The sequence below is a fragment of the Anabaena sphaerica FACHB-251 genome, from assembly GCF_014696825.1.
GTDB lineage: Bacteria > Cyanobacteriota > Cyanobacteriia > Cyanobacteriales > Nostocaceae > RDYJ01.
In genome coordinates, this window is sequence record NZ_JACJQU010000001.1 from 328,519 (window position 1) to 350,702 (window position 22,184).

Below are 22,184 nucleotides of genomic sequence, written 5' to 3' on the forward strand. Positions count from 1 at the left end.
AAAACAACTTGTTGTGCAGTAAACTGAGTCCGGCTGCACTCACTACCTTTTTTTAGCGCAACCAGTCAGTCTTGATCTTGATTTGTTGAAGAAAATAAGGATTAATTATGACTATAGATCCTGTCGTTTTTATGAATACCCTGGTAAAGAGATTTGATTTTACCGAGGAAGATAAAGTTATTCTTAAATCCAATGCAGATTGGGGGCGAGAAATTGCCGCAGAAATGGCAGATCATTTCTATGCTTATCTAGGACGAGATGAAGAAATGAATACCATTTTAAATGCAACTGAAGGAAGAATTCATCGCTTGCATAAAACATTCGTGCAATGGTTTCATGAAATGTTTACAGGAATTGATGATTGGAGTGCTGGCTATTCTCAATGTCGTTGGCAAATTGGCATTGTTCATGTCAAGGTTGGAATCCAACCCCAGCATATAGTTCCAGCTATGGCTACTGTAGTTAATGAAGTCGGTAAAAAACTCAAAGTAGAAGGAAAATCAGAAGAATTAAAAGACGCTTTGGGTAAGATTTGCATGATTGATTTAGCTTTTATTGAACAGTCGTATATAGAGGTTTCTACATCTGCTGTTTTAAAAGAAACTGGTTGGTCATCGGCTTTGTTTAAACGTCTAGTTATAAGTGGTGCAGCATCGATGTGATTTGCTAATTCATATCTAACAACACTTTTAAAACTCCTTTAGTTTGCGCTTTTTCAAAAGCAGCTAACCCTTCACTCAGAGGATAATGAGAATGTATTAGAGGTTCTACATCTACTTGTTTTGTAGCTAATAACTCTAATGCTGGGCTAAAGGGTCCACAACGAGAACCAATCAGGGTAATTTCATCTACCACTAATGAGGAAGCATCCAGACTGAGATTACCAGAGTATGTACTTTTTAAAACTAGCGTACCTCTGGGACGTAAAGCCCGACGAGCAATAGAAAATCCTGCTGGGTTTCCAGTACAATCAACTGATATATCAAAAGCCCTATCTGTCACAGCATCAGCTAAACCTGTTTTTATACCCCTGGCTTTTAAATTAGCTAATTTCTCAGGGTGTCGCCCTACTACCAACAAATCACAGCCAGTTAAAGCTAGTGTCTGAGATACCAGTTGTCCTAATTTACCATCTCCGACTACTAAAACTCGGTCATCTGGAGATAATTGCACTTGTTGTTGAATTTCCAAAGCTGCGGCTATAGGTTCGGTAAAAGTTGCAGCTTCTGTAGAAACATTTTCTGGTACAGGATGCAAATTTTTAACAGGTAAACAAAGGTATTCTGCAAAAGCACCATTTCGATTAACAATACCTAAAACTGTGCGATTTTCACAGTGGGTAGGTTTTCCACTGCGACAAAACCGACAATAACCACAAGCAGCATTGATTTCACCGACAACTCTTTGATTGATTAACTCTTCTGGACCTTGTTCGACAACACCAACAAACTCATGTCCTAAAATACCTGTATAGGGATAATAACCTCTGAGTAATTCTAAATCAGTGTTACAGATCCCCGCACGTAAAACTCGCACCAAAGCCTCGCCCGGTGGTGGTTCAGGCATAGGAATATCTGTTTTGAGTTGTAACTGGTTATTTTCCAGCCAGAGTCCTTTCATTTTGTCCTCACCTAATTTGCTAATTGACTGCTGACTACAATTGTGGCTTTTCTTCAACCTTTTCACTCAACGGTGATAATTCAATTTTGTTTAGCCAAGTAATCAGATCCTCTGAACTAAGTGCTATTTCATTTCCTAGTGTTTTAATATATAATGTACCATTGCTAATTATTAAATCTTTGACTGGATACCATGAATCTTTCTTCCGAATTAGAAGATTCATAGGAATACCTATTCGAGAAGTATATTTACGATATTTCCACCAAGCTCGCCATAGCATCACAGATTTAGTACAGTGAAGCTGATAGCCTTCAGGGACTTTGCCGTATAAATACTCATAGAATCCTCGGCTATCTATATCTCCTTGTAAAAGATATCCGTATTCAGCTAATACCTGATTCATCAATTCCCAATGGGATGAATTGGCTTTGATTAAAAATTTAGTTTGTGTGTCGGTTGCATGGGCGCTCATAATTACGCCCTCTTTTTTTGCTGTCAGTTGATTGCTCCGGCAAATTGTTTGCGAGCTTAAAATAGAATTTGCCAACAAAACTTCTTGGTTTTGGCTAGAGTGATGAACAAAATCTCGCACCAAATCTAAATTTGATAGCATAATTGTCGATGACTCAGTAGAGTTGCACCTAGAACAAATGCAAATTAACAGTAAGATTAAGTAGAAAAGCATAAATCAAGATAATTATTTCCAGAAGTGCTGAATTAGGCTAAATTTCCATTTTCTTCTGCTAATTGCTTGATATTAACGATCAATATTTATGCTGAATTACTGACTACTGTTGTTTGCTAGTTTATTAACGTAATCATTTATTATCTCTCTTTTATTGCTCTGTGTGCAAACATAATAAATATAGTTTTTTATAAGGAATTCCCCGCTAACCCTGATGGATATAGCGGTGGGAATTAATTAAAATTTTACACCTTCTAGAAAGGGTGTAAACACAGGAACCAATTCTGGATAACCAACCACCATTGTCGGAAAAGAGCGATCGCTATAATCTGTACCTGGTGATAATGGAAACGGCTCAGACTTGAGAGATACCCAACTACCACCAGCAGCTTGTACAATTACCCAAGCACCTGCAATATCCCAAACCTTTGGTGTCGCTTCAATTCCTCCCAAAACCGCACCAGTCGCAACTGTCAAAAAGTTATAACTAGCAACTCCTAACATCCGCAGTTTACAGGGAAAACCTGGTTGAATTATTCCCGTACTGCGGGAACAAAGATTAAAAAAGTGATTACTGCTAGGAGCATCTTTACTGGTATGAATAGCGTGATTATTCAAAAATGCTCCTGTTGGGGTTGTTAAGCCTGAAGAACCAGGCCAAAAACCATAAAATGCTTGATTTAATGGTGGTGCGTAAACATAACCAAAAATGGGCGTACCTCGATACAGTAACCCCAGAGAAATAGACCAAATGGGAATACCCCGTGTAAAGTTGGTTGTTCCATCTAAAGGATCAATTACCCAACACCATTCTGTATTAGGAAAAGTCTGATCACTTTCTTCACTTAAAATACCGTAACCTGAGAAAGTAGAAGCGATCGCATCTCGAATTTCCTGATCTGCCCATTTATCAGCTTGAGTAACTAAACTACCATCAGCTTTTTGAGAAGCTTGCACTTTCCCAAAATCGTGCATTAATTGTTGTCCCACTCTGGTAGTAGTGGTTTCCGCAAAGTCTAAAATAGTAGTCCAAAAATCGTTCATTAGTTATTAGTTATTAGTTATTAGTCATTGATCAGTGGTTACTTTCTCCCCTGTCCCCTGTCCCCGTTCCCTTTAATCTAAATCACTTTCTAAAACAGAAGCTAAAGCTTGTTTCGTATTGGTTTGAAATTCTGTCACATTGACCCGATTCAAAAACCAAATCGAAATTAACATTCCCACCGCTTCTAAACCAAAAACCAAACCATAAGCTAATACTAAATTATTGGGTAATAAATTGCGACCTATATCTAAAACAGTACCACCAATAACTACAGCTATTCCCCTAGATATAGACTGTGCTAGTCCCCAAGCACCAATAAAAGTACCTGCGGCTTCTGCAACTGTTAAATCTAACATTAAACTCACTGCTGCTGTAGTTAAGAAACCTGTAGATAAACCAAATATCACCAAACCAAATTTCAAGAAATTAGGATTAGCAGAGAATCCGGAAAAACCGAGTAATAAAGCCGAAAAGGCTACTAAAATACAGCCTAATTTTATAGTTCTCCGTTTACCCAAACGTGGCACAATCAAGAAACCAGTCACACCATAAGCAATTAAAATTCCTGTACCGTAAAAAATATTCAATCTGGTACTTTCAGCCAAAGGCATATTAAACACTTCACCCGCATAAGGTTCTAAAATTGGATCTTGCATAAACAAGCTGATAGTCATCACCAATAAAAAGGTGAAAAACAAACCTGTTTGTGGACTTGCTGTTAATATTGACCAAGCTTTACTTAAGCTAATGCTATCTTCTCGGTTTCCTAGTGTGGAACGTTTAGAAAAACGGGAATATTTTTTTTCTACGCCCAAAGTAGCGATTATTGATAATCCAAATACAATACTAGGAACAATGAGAAATAATCGATTAATGGCTGATTGTAAAGTTTCTAAAGGTGCATTACCATCCAGTTGTTTTAATAAACTAGAACTAACAATAGCCCCAACTATAATTCCTACCATCAGCATTGACCAAACAATACCAACGACTTGGGAACGGTTATCTTCTTCTGAGATATCCACCAACAAAGCTGCAAATGTCGTACCACTGACACAAATTGCTAGACCATAGACAGCGAAAACCAAACCTAAAACTGCTGTCCAACCGATAGTTTGGGCTGTCCATACCCAGCTATCAGCACTACTAGCGGCATTTAACTGCCACATTACTTGTACTGCTAAAAAAGCAGCGATCGCAAATATCCCTGCTCCCACCCACACATAAGCTGTACGATGATAGCCTAACAACGGTTTAGCATCAGAAATCTGTCCAAATAAAATCCGGGTAGGAGAGACAAAAGCCGGTATGGCTAACACCAAAGCCACTATTGTAGCCGGAATAGCTATTTCCTGAATCATGACTCGGTTAAGTACCCCCAGAGTCAAAATAGACATCATACTCAAACCCATCTGAAATAATCCCAGCCTAAACATGGTCGGTATATTGACCTTTGGTACAGCTAGGGATTCTTTTTGGGTATCAAATACATCACCGCTTGCCATAGCTACTTTTTTGTATTGTTTACACTCATTAACCAAGATAAACGGAAACACCCAACCTCTTTCGAGTCACCTGAACAGGTTAAGGGAAAACGATAAACTGAATAAGTAAAGAAATGTAAATATAATCTATTTTAGCAAGATGGAAACCATCACATTAGGTCAAAATGGCATAACCGTTCCTCCCCTGTGCATAGGAACTTGGGCTTGGGGTGATAAACTTTTTTGGAATTATGGCGATGCTTACGGTGAAGAACAGTTACAAGCCGCTTTTACCGCAGCATTAGATGCTGGTGTCACTTTCTTTGATACTGCGGAAGTTTACGGCTTGGGACTTTCTGAAGAGTTTTTAGGAAAGTTCATGAAGCAAACATCCCAACCAGTACAAATTGCTACTAAATTTGGACCATTACCCTGGCGTTGGGATGGAAAATCTGTGTCTGAGGCTTTAACAGCCAGTCTCCAACGTCTACAAGTTGAAAGAATTGAATTATACCAAGTTCATTGGCCATTTACATTCTTTCTCAGTCAAGAAACTTTGATGAATACTTTAGCCGATGAAGTGCATAAGGGAAGAATCGGTGCAGTAGGTGTCAGTAATTATTCGGCATCACAAATGCAAGAAGCACATCAAATATTAGCCGCACGGGGAGTACCTTTAGCAGTTAACCAAGTTCGTTATTCTTTGCTAACAAGGCAAATCGAAACTAACGGTATTTTGCCAACTGCCCGTGATTTAGATGTAAAAATATTAGCTTATAGTCCTTTAGCTCAGGGATTACTTACAGGTAAATATACACCTTCTCAAAATCCTACAGGTGCCAGAAGCATAGACCCGCGATTTAGTCAAGATGGTTTAAATAAAATTGCCCCAGTTTTATCTTTACTGCGGAAAATTGGTGAAAAATATGGTCGCACCCCTGCCCAAGTTGCCCTTAACTGGTTGATTGCTCAGGGGAACGTAATTCCCATTGCTGGTGTCAAAAACGCCGAACAAGTGAAACAGAATGTTGGCGCTTTGGGTTGGATAATGACTGATGATGAATTAGGCGAGTTAGATCAAATTACCCGCCTCTGACACAATTTTAGATTTTAGGTTGGCGATTTTAGATTAGGAAAAATCAAAATCATTAGTTGCAAATTGCATCAATTCCTAAATTTCAACCCAAAATCCAAAATCCCAAATTAACTCAAACTCCTATTCTCGATGTGAACCTAGTTTTTGATTACTAGGTGTCACAGGAGATTCACGGCGGCCTGTACGTAATTTAGGCTTGGCTGATCCCCGTCCTTCATCACCATTGTTGTCAGATTTAGACCAGGAAGAACGTCCACCACGTTCACCACCGCCGCTGCGTGGGTATTCACCACCATCACGACGCTTGTTGAGCTTGGGTTTGGGAGATGGTTCTTCTTGGGGAAGGTCTACACCAGATTGCAACCAATCTGGACGGGTTTGATCATAGGCAATTTGCAAAGCCGCAGCAGCGATCGCCTGAGCATCATACTTTTCAATCAATTCACTAATGATTGGTAAAAATGAAGCCAAACGTTCACCAGTTAACGCTTCTGCTACCTGTTCTTGCAATTTTTTGATGTGTCTGGCTTCAATTTGCGCTCTGGTAGGAATTGTTAACACCTGCCAATTTTGGCGGTTATGGCGTTCAAATGCCTGTTGTTTGCGGCGTTCAAACGGTTGTACCAAAGAAATCGCCGTACCTTCTTTACCAGCGCGACCAGTCCGACCGATCCGGTGAACATAGGTTTCCACGCTATCGGGTAAATCAAAGTTGATCACGTGAGAAAGTAGATCCACATCCAAACCCCGTGCAGCAATATCAGTCGCTACCACCCAGCGGACTTGGCGATTACGGAAACGGGTCAACAATCTTTCCCGCGCTTGTTGGGATAAGTCACCATGATATTCATCCACACTATGGCCAGCCGCTTGCAATTGATTAGTCAGTTCTGCGGCTGTGCGTCTGGTACGGACAAAGATTAAAGCTGTTTCTGGATCTTCCATTTCCAGAATTGGCTGTAAAGCTTTGGCTTTTGTCCAGTGTCGGGGAATCAGGTAAGCTACTTGGTTGATTTTATTGGGTGCAGCTTTTGGTTGCTCAACGGTGACTGTCACTGGAGAGTTTAAAAACTTGTTCACCAGTTGGCGAATAGATGGGGGCATAGTTGCCGAGAATAAAGCCGTTTGGCGATCTGTGGGGGCTTGGGACAGGATTTTGATGACATCATCAATAAAGCCCATGCTCAACATTTCATCAGCTTCATCTAAAACAAACCATTTCACCTGGTCAAGTTTTAAACTACCACGCTCTAGCAAGTCGATTACTCGCCCTGGTGTACCTACGACAACATGAACACCGCGTTTTAGTTGCATCATTTGGCGGTCAATTGACTGACCACCGTAAATAGCCAATACTCGCAACCCATCATTTCCCATGAATTGGGAAATAGCATCGTGAACTTGCATTGCTAATTCACGGGTAGGTGTTAGAACAATAGCTTGTACAGCTTTTTTGCTCACATCCAGTTTTTCTAACATCGGCAGTGAAAAGGCTGCTGTTTTGCCTGTTCCGGTTTGCGATTGACCAACTACATCACGACCCGCTAACAACTGGGGAACAGCTTGAGCCTGAATATTTGTGGGTGTGGTAAAGCCAAGTTTTTCTAGAATTTCAACACGTTCTTGGGAAATGCCTAGTTCTTGAAAGGTAAGATTCATTAATTCTCCTAGATTTATTCTGAGTTTTGGACTTGTAAACCGATACTTATTCGTAAATTAGGTAATTGGTAATTGGTGATTGGGAAGAATAAACTCTTGCCTTTTGCCTCTTGCCTTCTTACTGTTCCCTGTTCCCCGTTCCCTATTCCCTATTTCCTGCAATGACAATTTCACCATAGAGGTCGTAGGCATCGGCACTGTGGATCTTTACTGGCACGATGGTTCCTAGCCCCGTTTCGCCTTTAACATAGACTTGACCATCGACTTCTGGGGAAAATCTGCCGGAACGGCCGATTAATTCTCCACTTTCGGGATTTTCTTGCTCAATCAGGACATCAACTATTTTGCCGACTTCCTGCTGATTTTTGTGGAGAGAAATTGGTTGTTGGAGTTCCATGAGTTGATCACGACGCTCTACCATCAATTCTTGTGGCAATTGATTGGGCAAATTGTAGGCGGGGGTTTCCTCTTCCGGCGAGAAGGTGAAAACACCAACATGATCAAATTCATGTCGCGCAGTAAACTCTAGTAAATGTTCAAAATGCTCTTGTGTCTCTCCAGGGAAACCCACAATAAATGTGGTTCGCAACACTGCTGATGGTAGTGCAGCTTTGATGCGCTCAATAATCCCGTCATTTACCCGTCCCTGCCAAGGACGATTCATGGCGCGGAGAATTTCTGGATGAGAATGCTGCAAGGGCAAATCTAAATAAGGCAGAACATTCGGGGTTTCTCTAATAGCCGTGATCACATCTGGGGTGAGTCCGGTAGGATAAGCATAATGTATTCTAATCCACGGTACATCTACTTTGCCTAAAGCGCGAAGTAGTTCCGCTAACCTTGGCTTACCGTAAATATCTAAACCATAGTTTGTGGTGATTTGGGAAATTAGAATAATTTCTTTTACCCCTTGATGAGCCAATTGCTCGGCTTCAGCAACTATTGATTCAATAGTACGCGATCGCTGGTTTCCTCTTAAATAAGGAATTATACAAAATGCACAACGATAATCGCATCCTTCAGCAACTCTCAGGTATGCTACTCCCTCGGTTGTTGTCCGGTATCGTGGCGTGGTTTCATCAGCTATGTAGGTGGGTTCGGCGCTAATTTGTTTAACTCGCTCTCCCTGTTCTACTCGCTCAATTACATTGACAATTTTGTGATAATCACCAGTGCCAACCACGGCTACTGCTTCTGGCAACTCTTCCAATAATTGTTCTTGAAAGTGTTGAGCCATGCAACCAGTAATAACGACTTTTTTATTGGCTTCTGCTAATTCTACTAAAGTTTTTACCGATTCTTCCCTGGCAGCTTCGATAAAACTACAAGTATTGACAATTACATAATCAGCTAACTCTTCATTTGTGTCTACACCATATCCTGCTTCTACCAGCAGTCCTAACATATGTTCTGTATCTATTCGGTTTTTCTCGCAGCCCAGGTGAGAAATGGCAATTGTTGGCTTGTCACCCATATTTTGAAAGTATCTTCAGTTTTTTTCTCTTGTAGTCAAACATTACAAACATTAAGTAGGTGCTTTTTCCCGCACCCTAATCAGTACACAGCAGTAATAACTCAAGTTGCTAGTTATCTAGTTTAGGCTGGTAATTGGTAATTCGTAATCGGTAAACCGTAATCGGTAATTGGTAATTGATAAAAAGCAGAAGCAAGAAATATCAATTTTCCTTGTTATCTCTCTGTGCTTTGTCACCCTCCGGTGAATGCCAAGCTTATGGGTAAACCCCCAATCATGTTTTGGCTCACCTGTTACCTTTTCCCTAACTAGCAAGTTACGTTACTGGATTTCCACTACCAGTTGTTTTTTGTAAATGCCCGTGGACGTATGACCCTAATCAGTAAAGATATAGAGGCCATGTTATGATGTTTCTATTAATCTGTTTCCCAGGGTAAATTTAAGTGTCTTTGGGTATTTGTGACACTCTTAATATATTTTAACGATTCGCTTATTGGTATTTTATACTACCGCAGCGTGTGCGTTGTTAATTTACCCATCGGGAAGCCGCCCAAAGGGCTGTTTGTGAGAAGTCGCTACCCTCAGGGAAATCGCGAACGCGACTGCGCCCATAAAGCAGTAATGCTACCCTACTTCAGGCTGGTGCTGCGACGACGTGCAGACAGCGAGATGCCTAAACCACGGGAAACTGCCTTGCGTCTTGTGAGTGGCAAACTCCTCTTGTAGCCAAGTTTTATCTTAACATATCTTATGAAAGGTTTAACGCCAATTTCCATCTTCGGAAGGAGGAGATGGACTAACTGATGAATAACACGCCAAAGCAGATAAGTATTCTGACCTTTTGAGCCTGGGTTCCTTAAACAAAAAAATTTTCAATTCTGGACAATGCCATCTTCAAATTAAAGACGTGGATCTATATCAACTATTCAAAACTCACAAACCGATTATTGGCGTAGTTCATCTGCTACCCCTACCTACCTCAGCCCGTTGGGGAGGTAGCCTGAAAGCGGTAATTGACCGCGCTGAACAAGAAGCTACAGCCCTTGCCAGTGGAGGGGTAGACGGCTTGATTGTGGAAAATTTTTTCGATGCTCCGTTTACTAAAAACCAAGTTGACCCAGCCGTTGTCAGTGCTATGACTATGGTGGTACAACGCATACAGAATTTAGTAACTTTGCCTGTGGGTTTAAATGTTTTAAGGAATGATGGCAAAAGTGCAATGGCGATCGCCAGTTGTATTAAAGCCCAATTTATCCGCGTCAACGTCCTCACCGGGGTAATGGCCACTGACCAAGGATTAATTGAAGGTGAAGCCCATCAATTACTCCGTTATCGACGGGAACTAGGTTCTGATGTGAAAATCCTGGCTGATGTCCTCGTCAAACACGCTCGTCCTTTAAGTTCTCCTAACCTCACAGTTGCTGTTAAAGACACAATAGAAAGAGGATTGGCAGATGGGGTAATTTTATCAGGCTGGGCAACTGGTAGCCCTCCCAACTTAGAAGACCTGGAATTAGCTTCTGGTGCTGCTGCTGGTACACCAGTGTTTATTGGTAGCGGAGCTAGTTGGGAAAATGTTGGTACTTTAATGCAAGCAGCAGATGGTGTGATTGTTTCCAGTTCTTTAAAACGTCACGGTCAAATTTCGCAAGCGATTGATCCAATTCGCGTCAGTCAATTTGTGGAAGCTGCTCACCGAAGTTGGAATTCCAAAGGTGAAACTAAATCAAGCTCCTCTGTAAAGTTACATTCTTAGGGACTGGGGACTGGGGACTGGGGACTGGGGACTGGGGACTGGGGATTGGGGAGATGGGGAACAGGGAACAGGGAACAGGGAACAGGGAACAGGGAACAGGGAACAGGGAACAGGGAACAGGGAACAGGGAACAGGGAACAGGGAATATTTATTTTTGTTCTGCCTCCTGCCTTCTGCCTCCTGCCTTCTGCCTCCTGCCTTCTGTCTCGTGCCTCCTGCCTCCTGCGTCGTGCCTCGTGCCTTCTGTCTCCTGCGTCGTGCCTCGTGCCTCCTACCTCCTGCCACTGACCACTGAACTAATGACTAATACTTATGATTCGCCGTCGTTCTACTCCTTGGATTCATAAATGGTCGCGTCCCTTAATTGGGGCGATCGCTGGACTTGGTATCCTCAACACAGGTTATCTCACCTTTGAAAAGCTCACAGGAGGTAGTCCTGTTTGTACGACACCAGAAAAAGTTAAAGGTTGTGCTGATGTACTTTCCAGCCCTTGGGGTACGGTTTTTGGCCAGCCTTTAGCTCTGTTTGGCTTGCTGGCATACATTGGTATGTTCGTCTTGGCTTTAGCTCCCTTGGCATTAAAATCAGGGGAAAAAGATGGTAACAAAAATCGCAAACAAATAGAAAATCTGACTTGGTGGTTGCTCTTGGTAGGGGCGATCGCTATGTCAGTATTTAGTGCATATTTAATGTATGTCCTGGCATTTAAACTTCAAGCCCTGTGTTGGTACTGTATTGCTTCGGCATTGTTTGCTTTGAGTATGCTCACCCTCACTATCCTGGGACGCGACTGGGAAGATGTAGGGCAAATCCTCTTTACAGGCGTTATTGTCGTCATGGTGACGCTGATTGGTACTTTAGGAGTTTATTCTGGCATGAATCCCGATGGGACAAGGGGATCTGCGGATGGTCCTCAACAAATTGCAGCCTTTGTTCCCAAGGAAAAGCCTAACCCTGAGTTTGGATGGGAAATCACCACCACTTCTGGAGAGTCAGAAATTGCCTTGGCAGAGCATCTAGTCAAAGCTGGTGCTAAGGAATATGTAGCCTATTGGTGTCCTCATTGCCACGATCAAAAACTGCTATTTGGTAAAGAAGCTTATCAAATCATCAGCGATAATATTGCAGTAGAGTGTGCGCCAGAGAGTCCCAAAGGCAAGCCAGACTTGTGTCAAGCTGCGAAAATTCAAGGTTTCCCCTCTTGGATTATCAATGGTAAAACCTATAGCGGGGTGCAGGACTTGGAGGAATTGGCAAATATGACTGGTTATACAGGTTCTCGCAACTTCAAGTATTTTAGGTGAACTGTCTATGCTAAATCTTTGATTCTATCCCCGGCTTAAGTAGTAACTGAAGCTGGGGATAATGCTAATTCCGCGTAAAATACTACACTAGATTTTGAGACCGGAAGTTGAAAGTTAGTCCGGGTAAAGGGCAAAGATACAAGATGTGAGTAAGTAAGTCGGCTCGAAAAAACCAAGGTATGTAACAAAATGTAAAATCTCTGAAAGTCTCTTCCCTCTTGCATGAGTGCCTCTTGCCTTGCCATAACGACAATTTTCAACACCTACCTACTTATACCTTTAGGAAGCAAGAATAAGGATTTGTCCGGTATTTGCCTATCAGCTATTGGTGTAATTTTTGTGTCGCACTCCAGCGAGGTTTTTATGAATCAGCAGTTAAGTAATCATCTTTTTCAAGTTGTATTTGAAATTAAACAAATGCTTCGTCAAGGACGCAGAGAATTGACGACTGCTGGGTTGATTACCATTTGTGTACTGCTTTTGCGATCTGTGGGATTATTACAGTCTTTGGAATTAGCAGCTTTAGATCAATTTTTTCGCTTCCGTCCCTACGAAGCAGCAGATGAACGCATCACTATAGTAGAAATTGATGAAAATTCTATCCGTCAAGCGGGTTCTTGGCCGATTTCTGATGAGAAAATAGCTCAGGTTTTGTCCAAGTTGAAAGACTATAAACCCCGTGCAATTGGCTTAGATATCTATAGAGATTTGCCTGTAAAGTCTGGTCATGAAAAACTGGTGGATGCTTATAATTCCATCCCAAATCTCATCGGAATTGAACTCCTGACAACTAACAAAGAGAATAGGGTTTTACCTGCACCAGAGTTAAAACAGCGCGACCAAGTGGGTTTTAACAATGTGCTGTATGATCCTGATGGTAAAGTCCGCCGCAGCTTGTTATATATGCACATTAATAACCAAGCATATCAAAGTTTTGCTTTGAAGCTGGCGTTATTATATCTGAAGTCGGAGGGCATTACACCCAAAAAATCTGTTAGCAATCCTGAATATTTACAGTTAGGTAAGGCTGTGTTTACTCGGTTTGAAAGTAACAATGGTGCTTATGTAAATGCTGATGCTAGAGGCTACCAAATTTTATCTAATTTTCCTAAACCCCGTTGTCAAACTCCATCTTTCCAACCTTGTGGTTATGATCATGTATCTTTGCAAGATTTATTAGATGATAGAGTTCCTGAACCATTGATTCGCGATCGCCTTATACTAATCGGTTCTACTGCACCTAGTCTTCAGGATTTTGTATTTATTCCCTATTCTAGTCGTTTGATGGGTATAAGTGAGGCAAAACCTGTAGCTGGTATCCAATTGCAAGCTTATTTTATCAATGAATTAATTTCGGCTGCTCTTGAAGGACGACCATTAGTCAAAGTTTGGCCTGATTTGCTAGAAAGTTTGTGGATTTTTATTTGGTCTTTCATCGGCTCAATAATCATATCCCGAATTAAACAACCAAGAAATAGTATATTCACATTTTTACTATCCGGTTTGGTGTTGAGCATAAGTGTTTATATTGCCTTTGTATTTGGGTGGTGGATACCCATCATTCCCGCATGGCTGACTTTTTCCAGTTCAGCTATTTCCATGATTTTTTACACTCCTTATATACAGCGAGAGTTGAAACGTTCTCAGGAGTTTTTACATCAAGTTATCAATACTATCTCTGATCCAATTTTTGTAAAAAATGAACAACATCAGTGGGTTGTTTTAAATGAAGCCTATTGTCGATTTATTGGTTATCCCTATAATTTATTGATGCAAAAATCAGAATATGACATTTTTCCACAATATCAAGCCGATGTATTTAGGGAACAAGATAATCAGGTTTTTCAGACTCAACAAGCCCAGGAAAATGAAGAAGAATTTACTGATGCTAATGGGAATATTCATTTGATAGCTACTAAGCGATCGCTCCACAAAGACGCTGCCGGTAATTTATTTTTAGTTGGTGTGATTAGAGATATCACACAACGCAAACAAATGGAGGAAGAACTCAAGCGTAATGCTGATGATTTATCTCGCTCCTATTACGAATTAAAAATCCAAGAAGTCCAGCTGCGCGAACTAGCATACCATGACCCTCTCACTGGTTTATGCAATCGTAAATTTTTCCATGAACAACTTGAAGAATCTCTCACTTGGTCGCAAACGCATAATCTTATGTTGGGATTATTATTTATTGACTTGGATGGCTTTAAAAAAATCAATGATACTTTAGGCCATGACCAGGGCGATAGCTTGCTGATCATTGTTGCTCAACGGCTGAATAATTCCTTACGGGCTAGTGATACAGTTTCTCGTTTAGGTGGTGATGAATTTACTGTAATTTTACGGGCTATTACTAATGAGCAAGTAGCTGCAAAGGTGGCCGAAAAACTTTTAAGTGCCATAACTGAGCCAATTATTTTGAATGGCCATATCACTAGAGTTTCTGCCAGTATTGGTATTAGTATTTACCCAAGCAACAGCAAAAACAGTGAAACATTGGTTAAACAAGCTGACACAGCAATGTACCGAGCCAAGCATTTGGGAAAAAATCGCTATGAGTTTATCTAAAACGCTGTCATACCCCTTCCCTTTATAGGGTGGGGATTAATGACTGCTGAATATTTAACAATAAAATTTTGTATTATTTATATTTATTTCATTAAAATCTGTTAATTATCAAAAACAGTTCAAATCATCTAGAAATAATTTATATAAAGATTAATAACTTTTTTTTAACATTTATACTCTTTTATTGAAAAACCATAGTAATTACACTTAAAAAAATTAAGCTCTAATTAAACAGGACTTACGCAAAACATAACGAAAGTACGGGTAAACGATGATACTACTACGCAAAAATCAGGTTTTCGTCCATATCATGCGTAAGTCCTATTAAAAAAAACCACATCTATAATTTGCTCCTGATAAATAATTAATATCCATCTGAAATATCCATCTTATGACTGATGCTGAGAAAGGCATATTAGAAATATTTCTTAATAATGTAAGTCACTGATTGCAGCAAATTGTAGGTAATGAGGTACAGATATGGATGAGAATGCTGAAATTCTTGTGGGGTAGGCATCTTGCCTGCGGTGTCCCTCACTCAGATGATTGATTGTGCTGTATATTCCTTGTCTTCAGCAACAAGCCAGTACAGGTCACTTCTAGATTAAATACCTATTTATTATTAGCAATAAATTTCTCAAGTTTTGATTTTTTATCAACAAGTTATTCAATCTACATTTGGAAGCGAAAAAAATCAGGAGGCATTTATATGTTAGGAAATCTACTAAAATCTCTCGAACCAAATGTGAGAATCACAAGTATTGTGATTTTATGTATAGTGAGTACATTGATATTAATCCCGATAATGGCAGAGGAAAAAATCAACTTTTATACTTTTATTTTGAATAGTTCCAGCGATATTGAAAGCTTTCACCTCAATACTCATGAGATGAATATTGTTAGTCAAGATATGTATATTCCACCCAACTTTGGTGCGCCTGCCAGTCAACATGGTACCGGAACACGCTAATACAATTTTGAAATTTAGATATTAAATTTTAGATTGTAGGTAAGTTCGTAATATTCAGATAGATTTCCACCAACTATGATTTTGGACAATTGTGTGGACTTGCCAATCAGGGTCTGGTTGAGGATAATCTAGACGGTAGTGTCCACCCCTGCTTTCCTTTCTAAAAGCAGCACTTTTGAGAATTAAATAAGCTACATCTAATAAATTACGAGTTTCTGCCCAAAGCCGCAATTGCTGATCAATATCTGGTAGATTGAAACTGGCTGCTACTGTGGGACGTAAACTTTGCAAGAATTGACTCAAAGGTAAAGTAGCGAAATCCTGTTGCCAAGATTCAATTGTAGCGATCGCATTTTCCAAACTTGATTGTTCTCGACAAATACCAGCACTTTGCCAGACTAAACGAGGTAACTTTTCCCTGATAGCTTCTAATTGTACTTGTTGATTTTCCCAATCATGAAAAGACAAGATACAAGATAAAGGATTTGGAAAAGATTCTGATTCTGTAGTTTGAGACTGCCGCCACATTTCATTCTCTAAATCGGCTAAATCTGCCATTTGCGCCCCAAAGACGATACATTCCAACAGAGAATTACTAGCTAGACGATTAGCACCATGTACTCCCGTACTAGCAGTTTCTCCTACAGCATACAAACCGGGAATATTGGTACGATTCTGCAAATTGGTGAGAATACCACCCATCCAATAATGAGCAGCAGGGGCTACAGGAATCGGTTGATTACAAACATCAATACCCCAATGCTGACAAACTTGAATAATGTTGGGAAACCGTTGACGAATTTTATCAGCAGGGATGGGGCGCATATCTAACCAGACATTGGCAGTAGCAATATCATCTGCTGTACGTTGTAGATGACTGAAAATAGCTCTACTCACCACATCTCGCGGTGCAAGTTCACCTGCTGGATCGTAGTCAAAAGCAAAACGCCGCCCTTCGTTATCGACAAGATGCGCCCCTTCACCGCGTACCGCTTCGCTGATGAGAAAGCGCCCTGGTTTTGTCAGGGCTGTAGGATGAAATTGGACAAATTCTAAATCCCGGAGAACAGCCCCAGCCCGCCAAGCTATAGCCACCCCATCACCTGTACTCACAGCAGGGTTAGTAGTTTGGGCAAATACTTGACCACCGCCACCGGTTGCCAAAACTACAGCGCCAGCCTTTACCCATGTAACTTTGCCTTGATAAAACAGGCTGATTCCCTGACAGCGACCGGTTTCTGGTTCTATCCATAAGGACAAAGCCAAAGCTTGCTGAATAACTTGGATATTTTGACGACGCAATACTTGGGCTGTGAGAGTGGTGGTTACTTCCCTACCTGTGGTATCTGCGGCGTGAAGAACGCGATGACGAGAATGGGCAGCTTCCAAAGTTAAAGCTAGGGTGTTACCATGACGGTCAAAGGCTACCCCTAAGTTAACTAAGGATTGAATACAGCTAGGGGCTTGTTCAGCCAAAAATTCTACGGCTTTGAGATCACATAAACCCGCCCCGGCTTTTAAAGTGTCTTCAATATGCAGTTGGGGTGAATCTTCTGGGGCTACAGCTGCGGCAATACCACCTTGCGCCCAATCACTGGCGGATAAAGTCACAGTTTCTTTAGTAATTAAGCCTACGCGTAAGCTTTCTGGTAGACACAATGCTGTGTATAGTCCAGCAGCGCCAGCGCCGACTACTAATACATCAAATTGGTTAGGAATATCTATCTGAGACAAGGTTAGGGGAGGTGGGGACTGGGGACTGGGGACTGGGACTGGGGACTGGGGACTGGGGACTGGGGACTGGGACTGGGGACTGGGGACTGGGGAGATGGGGAAAAATCTTTCCTGCCTCCTGCCTCCTGTCACCTGTCACCTGTCACCTCTTGCTCAATGACCAACTAGATTTATCTATCTGTAGATACCGTTGTTAATGCGATCGTCTCCTTCGTTGAAGTTAGGCTCGTATTCTGTGACTGCGAAGTTATCTAAGTTGGCTTGTAAGGTTTGTTTTTGACGATCACTCAATCCTGGCAGATCCAATACATCCTCTACACTCTTGTAAGGAGCATTTTGGATGATTTTCTTAGCCAAGGTGGGATAAAGCCCTGGATACTGTTGAAAAGCGGCAATGTTGGTATTATTCAAATCAATTTTTTTACCAAATTCTGTTGCCAGCTTCTGATCTGCCCTATTTTGGCGTGAAATGGCCATAACAGGAACTTGTGGCCAACTAAAGCTGTTGAAACTAGCAGCTTGGGCTGTTTGATTAGTTGCTAACCATCCCCAGCAGCCGAGCAACAAACTAAATACTGTTAATAAACGTACTAATCCTTTCACGATCTTTCTACCTCTTTCCATCAAACAGGAATAAAAGCTTTCAACTACAAGCTGTCAACTATCGGCTTAAGTGAGAAGTATGGAGTAATAATTCAACCCTACTAATAACTGAGGGGCTGATGAATTACTTGCTGCCTCGGACTTCATGCTCTTAGTTAATAGCTGATAGCTGAATCAACACACAGCAGTCATCACAAACTAATATACAGCTTAGTGAACTACCCAACTTAGCTGTACTTGAAGTTGAAACTTCGGGTATTATTTGTCATTACCACGTTAGGGATTTTTTTTTGATTTTACTTTGTAAAAATTTATTGCTAATCATTGAGCTTTGGTAACTGAAATTTGGTACCTGAAAATTTTAGGCAAGAACCGCAGCTAGTAAAAACAGACTGTCCACTAAAATTGTACTCAAAACTGCTCCACTAAAGGCGTACCAATGCAGTTGCTTTTTACCTAAAGATACTAGCCCAACTGTCAATAGTGCTAAGGCCAGAATGATTGCCCAAGCTTCTCCCCAAGGAGTTTGCACTTGTGCTAGGGCATTTTTTAAGATTTGTGACGCTCCCTGGGCATCTGTTCTCATAATTTGCCGCCAATAGGGCATTAAGTCTACTAGGTAGAAGTATATATCTGTTAAAACTGTGCCGAATAGAGAACCTAGATAAAACCAGTTACCGACTTTGCCCCAATTTTTACACAGACACCAAATAGCGAAGGGTAGGCCGATTGATTCTATGGGTAAGTGCCACAAGGGTTCCCAACGTAACCAACCCCAGTAAATCGCCCCTGTTAACCAACTCCAGCTAAATCCTAAGAGTAAATCTCCCCAAAGATAGGTTTGGGTCCGTGACATTAATGTCAAACTCAGCCAAATCCAAAATCCTGTGATTACTAAACTGAGACTGGGTAGCGATCGCACTAGCGGTGCTTCTATAAATACTGGTACTGATACCAAAAATACTGCTGCCACAAACACTAACCAAGTTTGCCTCCAAGAGATTGCAGTAGGCAGTGAGGGCAATAAGGAAAGGGTAGACTCTAATTCTTGCATACCTCTGTGCTTGGTGTCAGCGGTATGCAAATCAGTCTCAATAGAGGAGTTGGCAGTAGTGTAGGAGGACAACGTATTATTAATCAAAGTTTTTAATATTTGTTACTAAACTTTACTTATCTACAGTATCACATTCTTAAATCCCCCCCAGGGGCATTTTTATTATACTGTAAATTTCAGTAAATCTCAAACTGATAGGAAATAGGAGTCAGAAGTCAGGAGTTGAAAAAGAGGCAGAGGGGAAGGGGGCAGGGAGCAGGGGGAGCAAGCCCTTGCTCTCTGCGCGGAGCGAAGCGGAGCATGGGTAAGAAGCCCCGCCCTTCCAGGGCGCTCGGCTGGGGCGGGGTACAAGCTTTGTCCCAGTCTCTCCCCCCTGCTCCCCGCTCCCTGCTCCCCTGCTTCTTGTGACCTCCCAGTCGCCTGTGAAACTTGCCCGGAAAAACTGATGACAACAGCGGATCAGGTTGGATAATTTGCTAGAATTACGCATCCATTGTGGGAGTCTGTTTGATGGAGACAATGTTAGAAGCAAGTAGTATATGTGTACTATCCTCGCAACTGCTGGCCGTGGCAGAAAACACGGAAAATTTAACCCCGGAATGGTTGCAGGCATTTATTTTGGGTATAGTACAAGGTATTACAGAGTTTTTACCGATTAGCAGTACAGCACATCTTTTAATTGTCACCAAGATATTTGCTTGGAAAGAACTAGGTGATAAAGATTTTGTTGATGCCATTCAATTTGGTAGTGTTATAGCAATATTGCTGTATTTTTGGTCACTAATTTCTAGTATTGTTAAAGGTGCAATTACTGCACTCAAGGATAAAGATTGGGAACGGGAAGAATGGAAAATTTTTGTGGGTATTGCTGTAGGCACAATGCCTGCATTAATTTTTGGCTTTCTGTTGAAAGACGTTTTACCTGAAAGTGCATTAATTATCGCTATAATGTCAGTTATCATGGCTATTTTATTAGGTTTAGCAGAAAAATTTGGCACTCGCAAGCGTGGTTTCGATTCCTTGCAAATTCGGGATGGTATTTTGGTAGGATTAGGACAAACTCTAGCTTTGATTCCTGGGGTTTCTCGTTCTGGTTCAACCCTAACGACTGCCTTATTTTTAGGATTAGAACGTGATACAGCAGCGAAGTTTTCATTTTTGTTAGGTTTTCCGACTCTGACAATAGCAACCCTCTATAAAAGCCTGAAAATATTTAAGCTGTTTGAGCAACAACAATTACCCGATAACATAGTTTTACTATTAGTTATAGGGATTGTTTCCACCTTTATTTTTTCCTACCTATCAATTGCATTTCTGATTCGGTACTTACAAACCAAAAATACCTTTGTTTTTGTTTGGTATAGATTGGCTTTTGGTAGTGCCATTTTATTAGCGATCGCAACAGGTTGGCAGGGATAATTTTAAAGGAGTCAGGAGTTCTTAATTTTGGATTTTGGATTTTGGATTGTATTTCATGAACTCCAATCGTAAGTATTCAGCTATAGCACTCGTTCATACCTAGATCCCCGACTTCTGACATCAATTTATAATTTGTGAACACAATAAACAAAAGAAGTCGGGGATCTTATTGCCCTACCTGAATTCTTACCTCCAATCTAAAATCTAAATTCCCTGTTCCCTATTCCCTATTACTTGTTCCCTATTCCCTGATATATGTCTACCATTCATCCTGCTAAAATTACCAAGGTGCTTCCTGAATCCATTGCTGCTGAAATTGGCTTTGAAGTTGGCGATGCGATTGTTGCTATTAATGGGACAAAACCCCGTGATTTAATTGATTATCAATTTTTGTGTGCAGATGAAATTTTAGAACTAGAAGTATTAGATGCGGCTGGGAAAACTCATCATATTGAAATTGAAAAAGATTATGATGAAGACTTAGGGCTAGAATTTGCTACCGCATTATTTGATAATTTAATTCAATGTAATAACCGTTGTCCATTTTGCTTTATTGATCAACAACCACCAGGTAAACGTTCTAGCTTGTATTTCAAAGATGATGATTACCGTTTGAGTTTCTTATATGGTTCTTATTTAACTTTAACTAATTTACCAGAAAGAGAATGGCAACGCATTGAACAAATGCGGTTATCTCCCTTGTATGTTTCTGTTCATGCGACAGAACCAGAAGTGAGAATTAGACTATTAAAAAATCATCGTGCAGCGCAGATTTTAGAACAACTCAAATGGTTTCAAGAAAGACGCTTACAAATTCATGCTCAAGTAGTAGTTTGTCCAGGGATAAATGATGGTGAACATCTAGAACAAACACTGAGAGATTTGACATTTTTTCATACAGGAGAAATCCCAGCAGTAGCATCAGTAGCAGTTGTTCCCGTTGGGTTAACGCGATTTCGTCCCCAAGAAGATGAACTCGTACCTGTGACGCGAGAAAAAGCGAAAGAAGTAATATCTCAAGTGAAATTACTATCTCAAGAATTTCGGCATAAATACGGTTCTAGTGTGGCTTGGTTAGCCGATGAATGGTTTTTAATTGCTGGTGAAGAATTACCTAGTGAAGCTGAATATGAAGAATATCCGCAAATAGATAATGGTGTTGGTTCAATACGTTTGTTTATTAAGCAATTTACCAGTGTTGCTAATAAACTACTACCACCAAAAATCTCTCTCCAGAAAAATTTAACTTGGGTTGTGGGTAACGCAGTGGAAAACGCATTTCAACCACTTGTTAAACAGTTAAATGCTGTGGAAGGTTTAGAAGTGAAAATGCGTGCCTTATGTAGTGATTATTGGGGGCAAAATATCAGTGTTACGGGATTATTAACCGGACATGATTTACTTTTCCACTTAAAAGGGCAAGATTTAGGAGACGGTATTTTATTGCCTAGTGTCATGCTCAAACATGGGGAGTTGATATTTTTAGATGATATGAGTGTTGAGGAAGTATCGAGGGAATTAAATACAAAAATATTCCCAGTGACAGGAGTTGAGGATTTAATCAATACTTGTATTTGTTAGGGAATAAGGAATAGGGAATAGAGAATACTCACATCTTGCACCAGGCGACTGGAAGTCACGGCTATACATACAAAACCCACCTGCGTGGGTTTCAAACCCTTGATTTTCCGTGAGTCCGTGCAGACGGA

Annotated in this window: 18 protein-coding genes; 9 read left to right on the forward strand and 9 right to left on the reverse strand. The window is 40.8% G+C overall.

Annotated elements, in window-relative coordinates; genetic code table 11:
• Window positions 1–107 precede the first annotated feature (107 nt).
• Window positions 108–662, forward strand: a complete 555-nt coding sequence (locus H6G06_RS01365; RefSeq protein ID WP_190556324.1) for a protoglobin domain-containing protein — start codon at window positions 108–110, stop codon at window positions 660–662.
• Window positions 663–666: 4 nt separating this feature from the next.
• Here H6G06_RS01365 and H6G06_RS01370 read toward each other — a convergent pair whose 3' ends face one another.
• The 4 genes from H6G06_RS01370 to H6G06_RS01385 all read right to left on the reverse strand — a co-directional run bounded on the left by H6G06_RS01370 (window position 667) and on the right by H6G06_RS01385 (window position 4,855).
• Window positions 667–1,620: an MDR/zinc-dependent alcohol dehydrogenase-like family protein gene (locus H6G06_RS01370; RefSeq protein ID WP_190556326.1), complete on the reverse strand. Its 954-nt coding sequence runs from the start codon at window positions 1,618–1,620 to the stop codon at window positions 667–669.
• 34 nt (window positions 1,621–1,654) lie between these two features.
• Entirely contained in the window at window positions 1,655–2,233 is a 579-nt protein-coding gene (locus H6G06_RS01375) for a hypothetical protein (RefSeq protein WP_190556328.1), read from the reverse strand.
• Between the two features lie 309 nt (window positions 2,234–2,542).
• Window positions 2,543–3,349 carry an inositol monophosphatase family protein gene (locus tag H6G06_RS01380; protein ID WP_190556330.1) on the reverse strand — a complete coding sequence of 269 codons (807 nt, stop codon included), beginning with the start codon at window positions 3,347–3,349 and terminating at the stop codon, window positions 2,543–2,545.
• A 72-nt stretch (window positions 3,350–3,421) separates the two neighbouring features.
• On the reverse strand, window positions 3,422–4,855 hold the full coding sequence (locus H6G06_RS01385) for a BCD family MFS transporter (protein ID WP_190556332.1): 1,434 nt from the start codon (window positions 4,853–4,855) through the stop codon (window positions 3,422–3,424).
• 139 nt (window positions 4,856–4,994) lie between these two features.
• On the opposite strand from H6G06_RS01385, the gene H6G06_RS01390 reads away from it, so the two are divergent.
• On the forward strand, window positions 4,995–5,930 hold the full coding sequence (locus H6G06_RS01390) for an aldo/keto reductase (RefSeq protein WP_190556334.1): 936 nt from the start codon (window positions 4,995–4,997) through the stop codon (window positions 5,928–5,930).
• Between the two features lie 120 nt (window positions 5,931–6,050).
• On the opposite strand, the gene H6G06_RS01395 is transcribed toward H6G06_RS01390, so the two are convergent.
• Together H6G06_RS01395 and rimO are read right to left on the reverse strand one after the other, a co-directional pair.
• Window positions 6,051–7,589, reverse strand: a complete 1,539-nt coding sequence (locus tag H6G06_RS01395) for a DEAD/DEAH box helicase (protein WP_190556336.1) — start codon at window positions 7,587–7,589, stop codon at window positions 6,051–6,053.
• Between the two features lie 142 nt (window positions 7,590–7,731).
• Entirely contained in the window at window positions 7,732–9,063 is a 1,332-nt protein-coding gene (rimO, locus tag H6G06_RS01400; RefSeq protein ID WP_190556338.1) for a 30S ribosomal protein S12 methylthiotransferase RimO, read from the reverse strand.
• Between the two features lie 564 nt (window positions 9,064–9,627).
• Between rimO and H6G06_RS01405 the strand changes: the two genes are divergently transcribed.
• The 5 genes from H6G06_RS01405 to H6G06_RS01425 all read left to right on the forward strand — a co-directional run bounded on the left by H6G06_RS01405 (window position 9,628) and on the right by H6G06_RS01425 (window position 15,665).
• Entirely contained in the window at window positions 9,628–9,789 is a 162-nt protein-coding gene (locus tag H6G06_RS01405) for a hypothetical protein (RefSeq protein WP_190556340.1), read from the forward strand.
• Window positions 9,790–9,970: 181 nt separating this feature from the next.
• A complete protein-coding gene (gene btpA, locus H6G06_RS01410; protein ID WP_190556342.1) occupies window positions 9,971–10,819 on the forward strand; it encodes a photosystem I biogenesis protein BtpA in 849 nt (282 codons plus the stop codon).
• Window positions 10,820–11,131: 312 nt separating this feature from the next.
• Window positions 11,132–12,124 carry a vitamin K epoxide reductase family protein gene (locus H6G06_RS01415; RefSeq protein ID WP_190556344.1) on the forward strand — a complete coding sequence of 331 codons (993 nt, stop codon included), beginning with the start codon at window positions 11,132–11,134 and terminating at the stop codon, window positions 12,122–12,124.
• Between the two features lie 363 nt (window positions 12,125–12,487).
• Window positions 12,488–14,695 carry a CHASE2 domain-containing protein gene (locus H6G06_RS01420; RefSeq protein WP_190556346.1) on the forward strand — a complete coding sequence of 736 codons (2,208 nt, stop codon included), beginning with the start codon at window positions 12,488–12,490 and terminating at the stop codon, window positions 14,693–14,695.
• Between the two features lie 709 nt (window positions 14,696–15,404).
• Window positions 15,405–15,665, forward strand: coding sequence for a hypothetical protein (locus H6G06_RS01425; protein WP_190556348.1), 261 nt, complete (start codon window positions 15,405–15,407; stop codon window positions 15,663–15,665).
• A 54-nt stretch (window positions 15,666–15,719) separates the two neighbouring features.
• On the opposite strand, the gene nadB is transcribed toward H6G06_RS01425, so the two are convergent.
• The 3 genes from nadB to H6G06_RS01440 all read right to left on the reverse strand — a co-directional run bounded on the left by nadB (window position 15,720) and on the right by H6G06_RS01440 (window position 19,143).
• Window positions 15,720–17,399 carry an L-aspartate oxidase gene (nadB, locus tag H6G06_RS01430; RefSeq protein WP_190557212.1) on the reverse strand — a complete coding sequence of 560 codons (1,680 nt, stop codon included), beginning with the start codon at window positions 17,397–17,399 and terminating at the stop codon, window positions 15,720–15,722.
• Between the two features lie 174 nt (window positions 17,400–17,573).
• Window positions 17,574–18,002 carry a photosystem II complex extrinsic protein PsbU gene (gene psbU / locus H6G06_RS01435; protein ID WP_190556350.1) on the reverse strand — a complete coding sequence of 143 codons (429 nt, stop codon included), beginning with the start codon at window positions 18,000–18,002 and terminating at the stop codon, window positions 17,574–17,576.
• Between the two features lie 361 nt (window positions 18,003–18,363).
• A complete protein-coding gene (locus H6G06_RS01440; RefSeq protein WP_190556351.1) occupies window positions 18,364–19,143 on the reverse strand; it encodes a DUF3120 domain-containing protein in 780 nt (259 codons plus the stop codon).
• Window positions 19,144–19,566: 423 nt separating this feature from the next.
• On the opposite strand from H6G06_RS01440, the gene H6G06_RS01445 reads away from it, so the two are divergent.
• Entirely contained in the window at window positions 19,567–20,475 is a 909-nt protein-coding gene (locus tag H6G06_RS01445) for an undecaprenyl-diphosphate phosphatase (protein WP_190556353.1), read from the forward strand.
• A gap of 255 nt (window positions 20,476–20,730) precedes the next feature.
• Window positions 20,731–22,056, forward strand: coding sequence for a TIGR03279 family radical SAM protein (locus tag H6G06_RS01450; protein ID WP_190556355.1), 1,326 nt, complete (start codon window positions 20,731–20,733; stop codon window positions 22,054–22,056).
• Window positions 22,057–22,184: the final 128 nt, after the last annotated feature.

What these genes read in the sequence shown, in the direction of transcription:
- H6G06_RS01365 (WP_190556324.1), top strand. Translation starts at nt 108, where the DNA reads ATGACTATAGATCCTGTCGTTTTTATGAATACCCTGGTAAAGAGATTT.
- H6G06_RS01370 (WP_190556326.1), bottom strand. Translation starts at nt 1,620, where the DNA reads ATGAAAGGACTCTGGCTGGAAAATAACCAGTTACAACTCAAAACAGAT.
- H6G06_RS01375 (WP_190556328.1), bottom strand. Translation starts at nt 2,233, where the DNA reads ATGCTATCAAATTTAGATTTGGTGCGAGATTTTGTTCATCACTCTAGC.
- H6G06_RS01380 (WP_190556330.1), bottom strand. Translation starts at nt 3,349, where the DNA reads ATGAACGATTTTTGGACTACTATTTTAGACTTTGCGGAAACCACTACT.
- H6G06_RS01385 (WP_190556332.1), bottom strand. Translation starts at nt 4,855, where the DNA reads ATGGCAAGCGGTGATGTATTTGATACCCAAAAAGAATCCCTAGCTGTA.
- H6G06_RS01390 (WP_190556334.1), top strand. Translation starts at nt 4,995, where the DNA reads ATGGAAACCATCACATTAGGTCAAAATGGCATAACCGTTCCTCCCCTG.
- H6G06_RS01395 (WP_190556336.1), bottom strand. Translation starts at nt 7,589, where the DNA reads ATGAATCTTACCTTTCAAGAACTAGGCATTTCCCAAGAACGTGTTGAA.
- rimO (WP_190556338.1), bottom strand. Translation starts at nt 9,063, where the DNA reads ATGGGTGACAAGCCAACAATTGCCATTTCTCACCTGGGCTGCGAGAAA.
- H6G06_RS01415 (WP_190556344.1), top strand. Translation starts at nt 11,132, where the DNA reads ATGATTCGCCGTCGTTCTACTCCTTGGATTCATAAATGGTCGCGTCCC.
- H6G06_RS01420 (WP_190556346.1), top strand. Translation starts at nt 12,488, where the DNA reads ATGAATCAGCAGTTAAGTAATCATCTTTTTCAAGTTGTATTTGAAATT.
- H6G06_RS01425 (WP_190556348.1), top strand. Translation starts at nt 15,405, where the DNA reads ATGTTAGGAAATCTACTAAAATCTCTCGAACCAAATGTGAGAATCACA.
- H6G06_RS01445 (WP_190556353.1), top strand. Translation starts at nt 19,567, where the DNA reads ATGGAGACAATGTTAGAAGCAAGTAGTATATGTGTACTATCCTCGCAA.
- H6G06_RS01450 (WP_190556355.1), top strand. Translation starts at nt 20,731, where the DNA reads ATGTCTACCATTCATCCTGCTAAAATTACCAAGGTGCTTCCTGAATCC.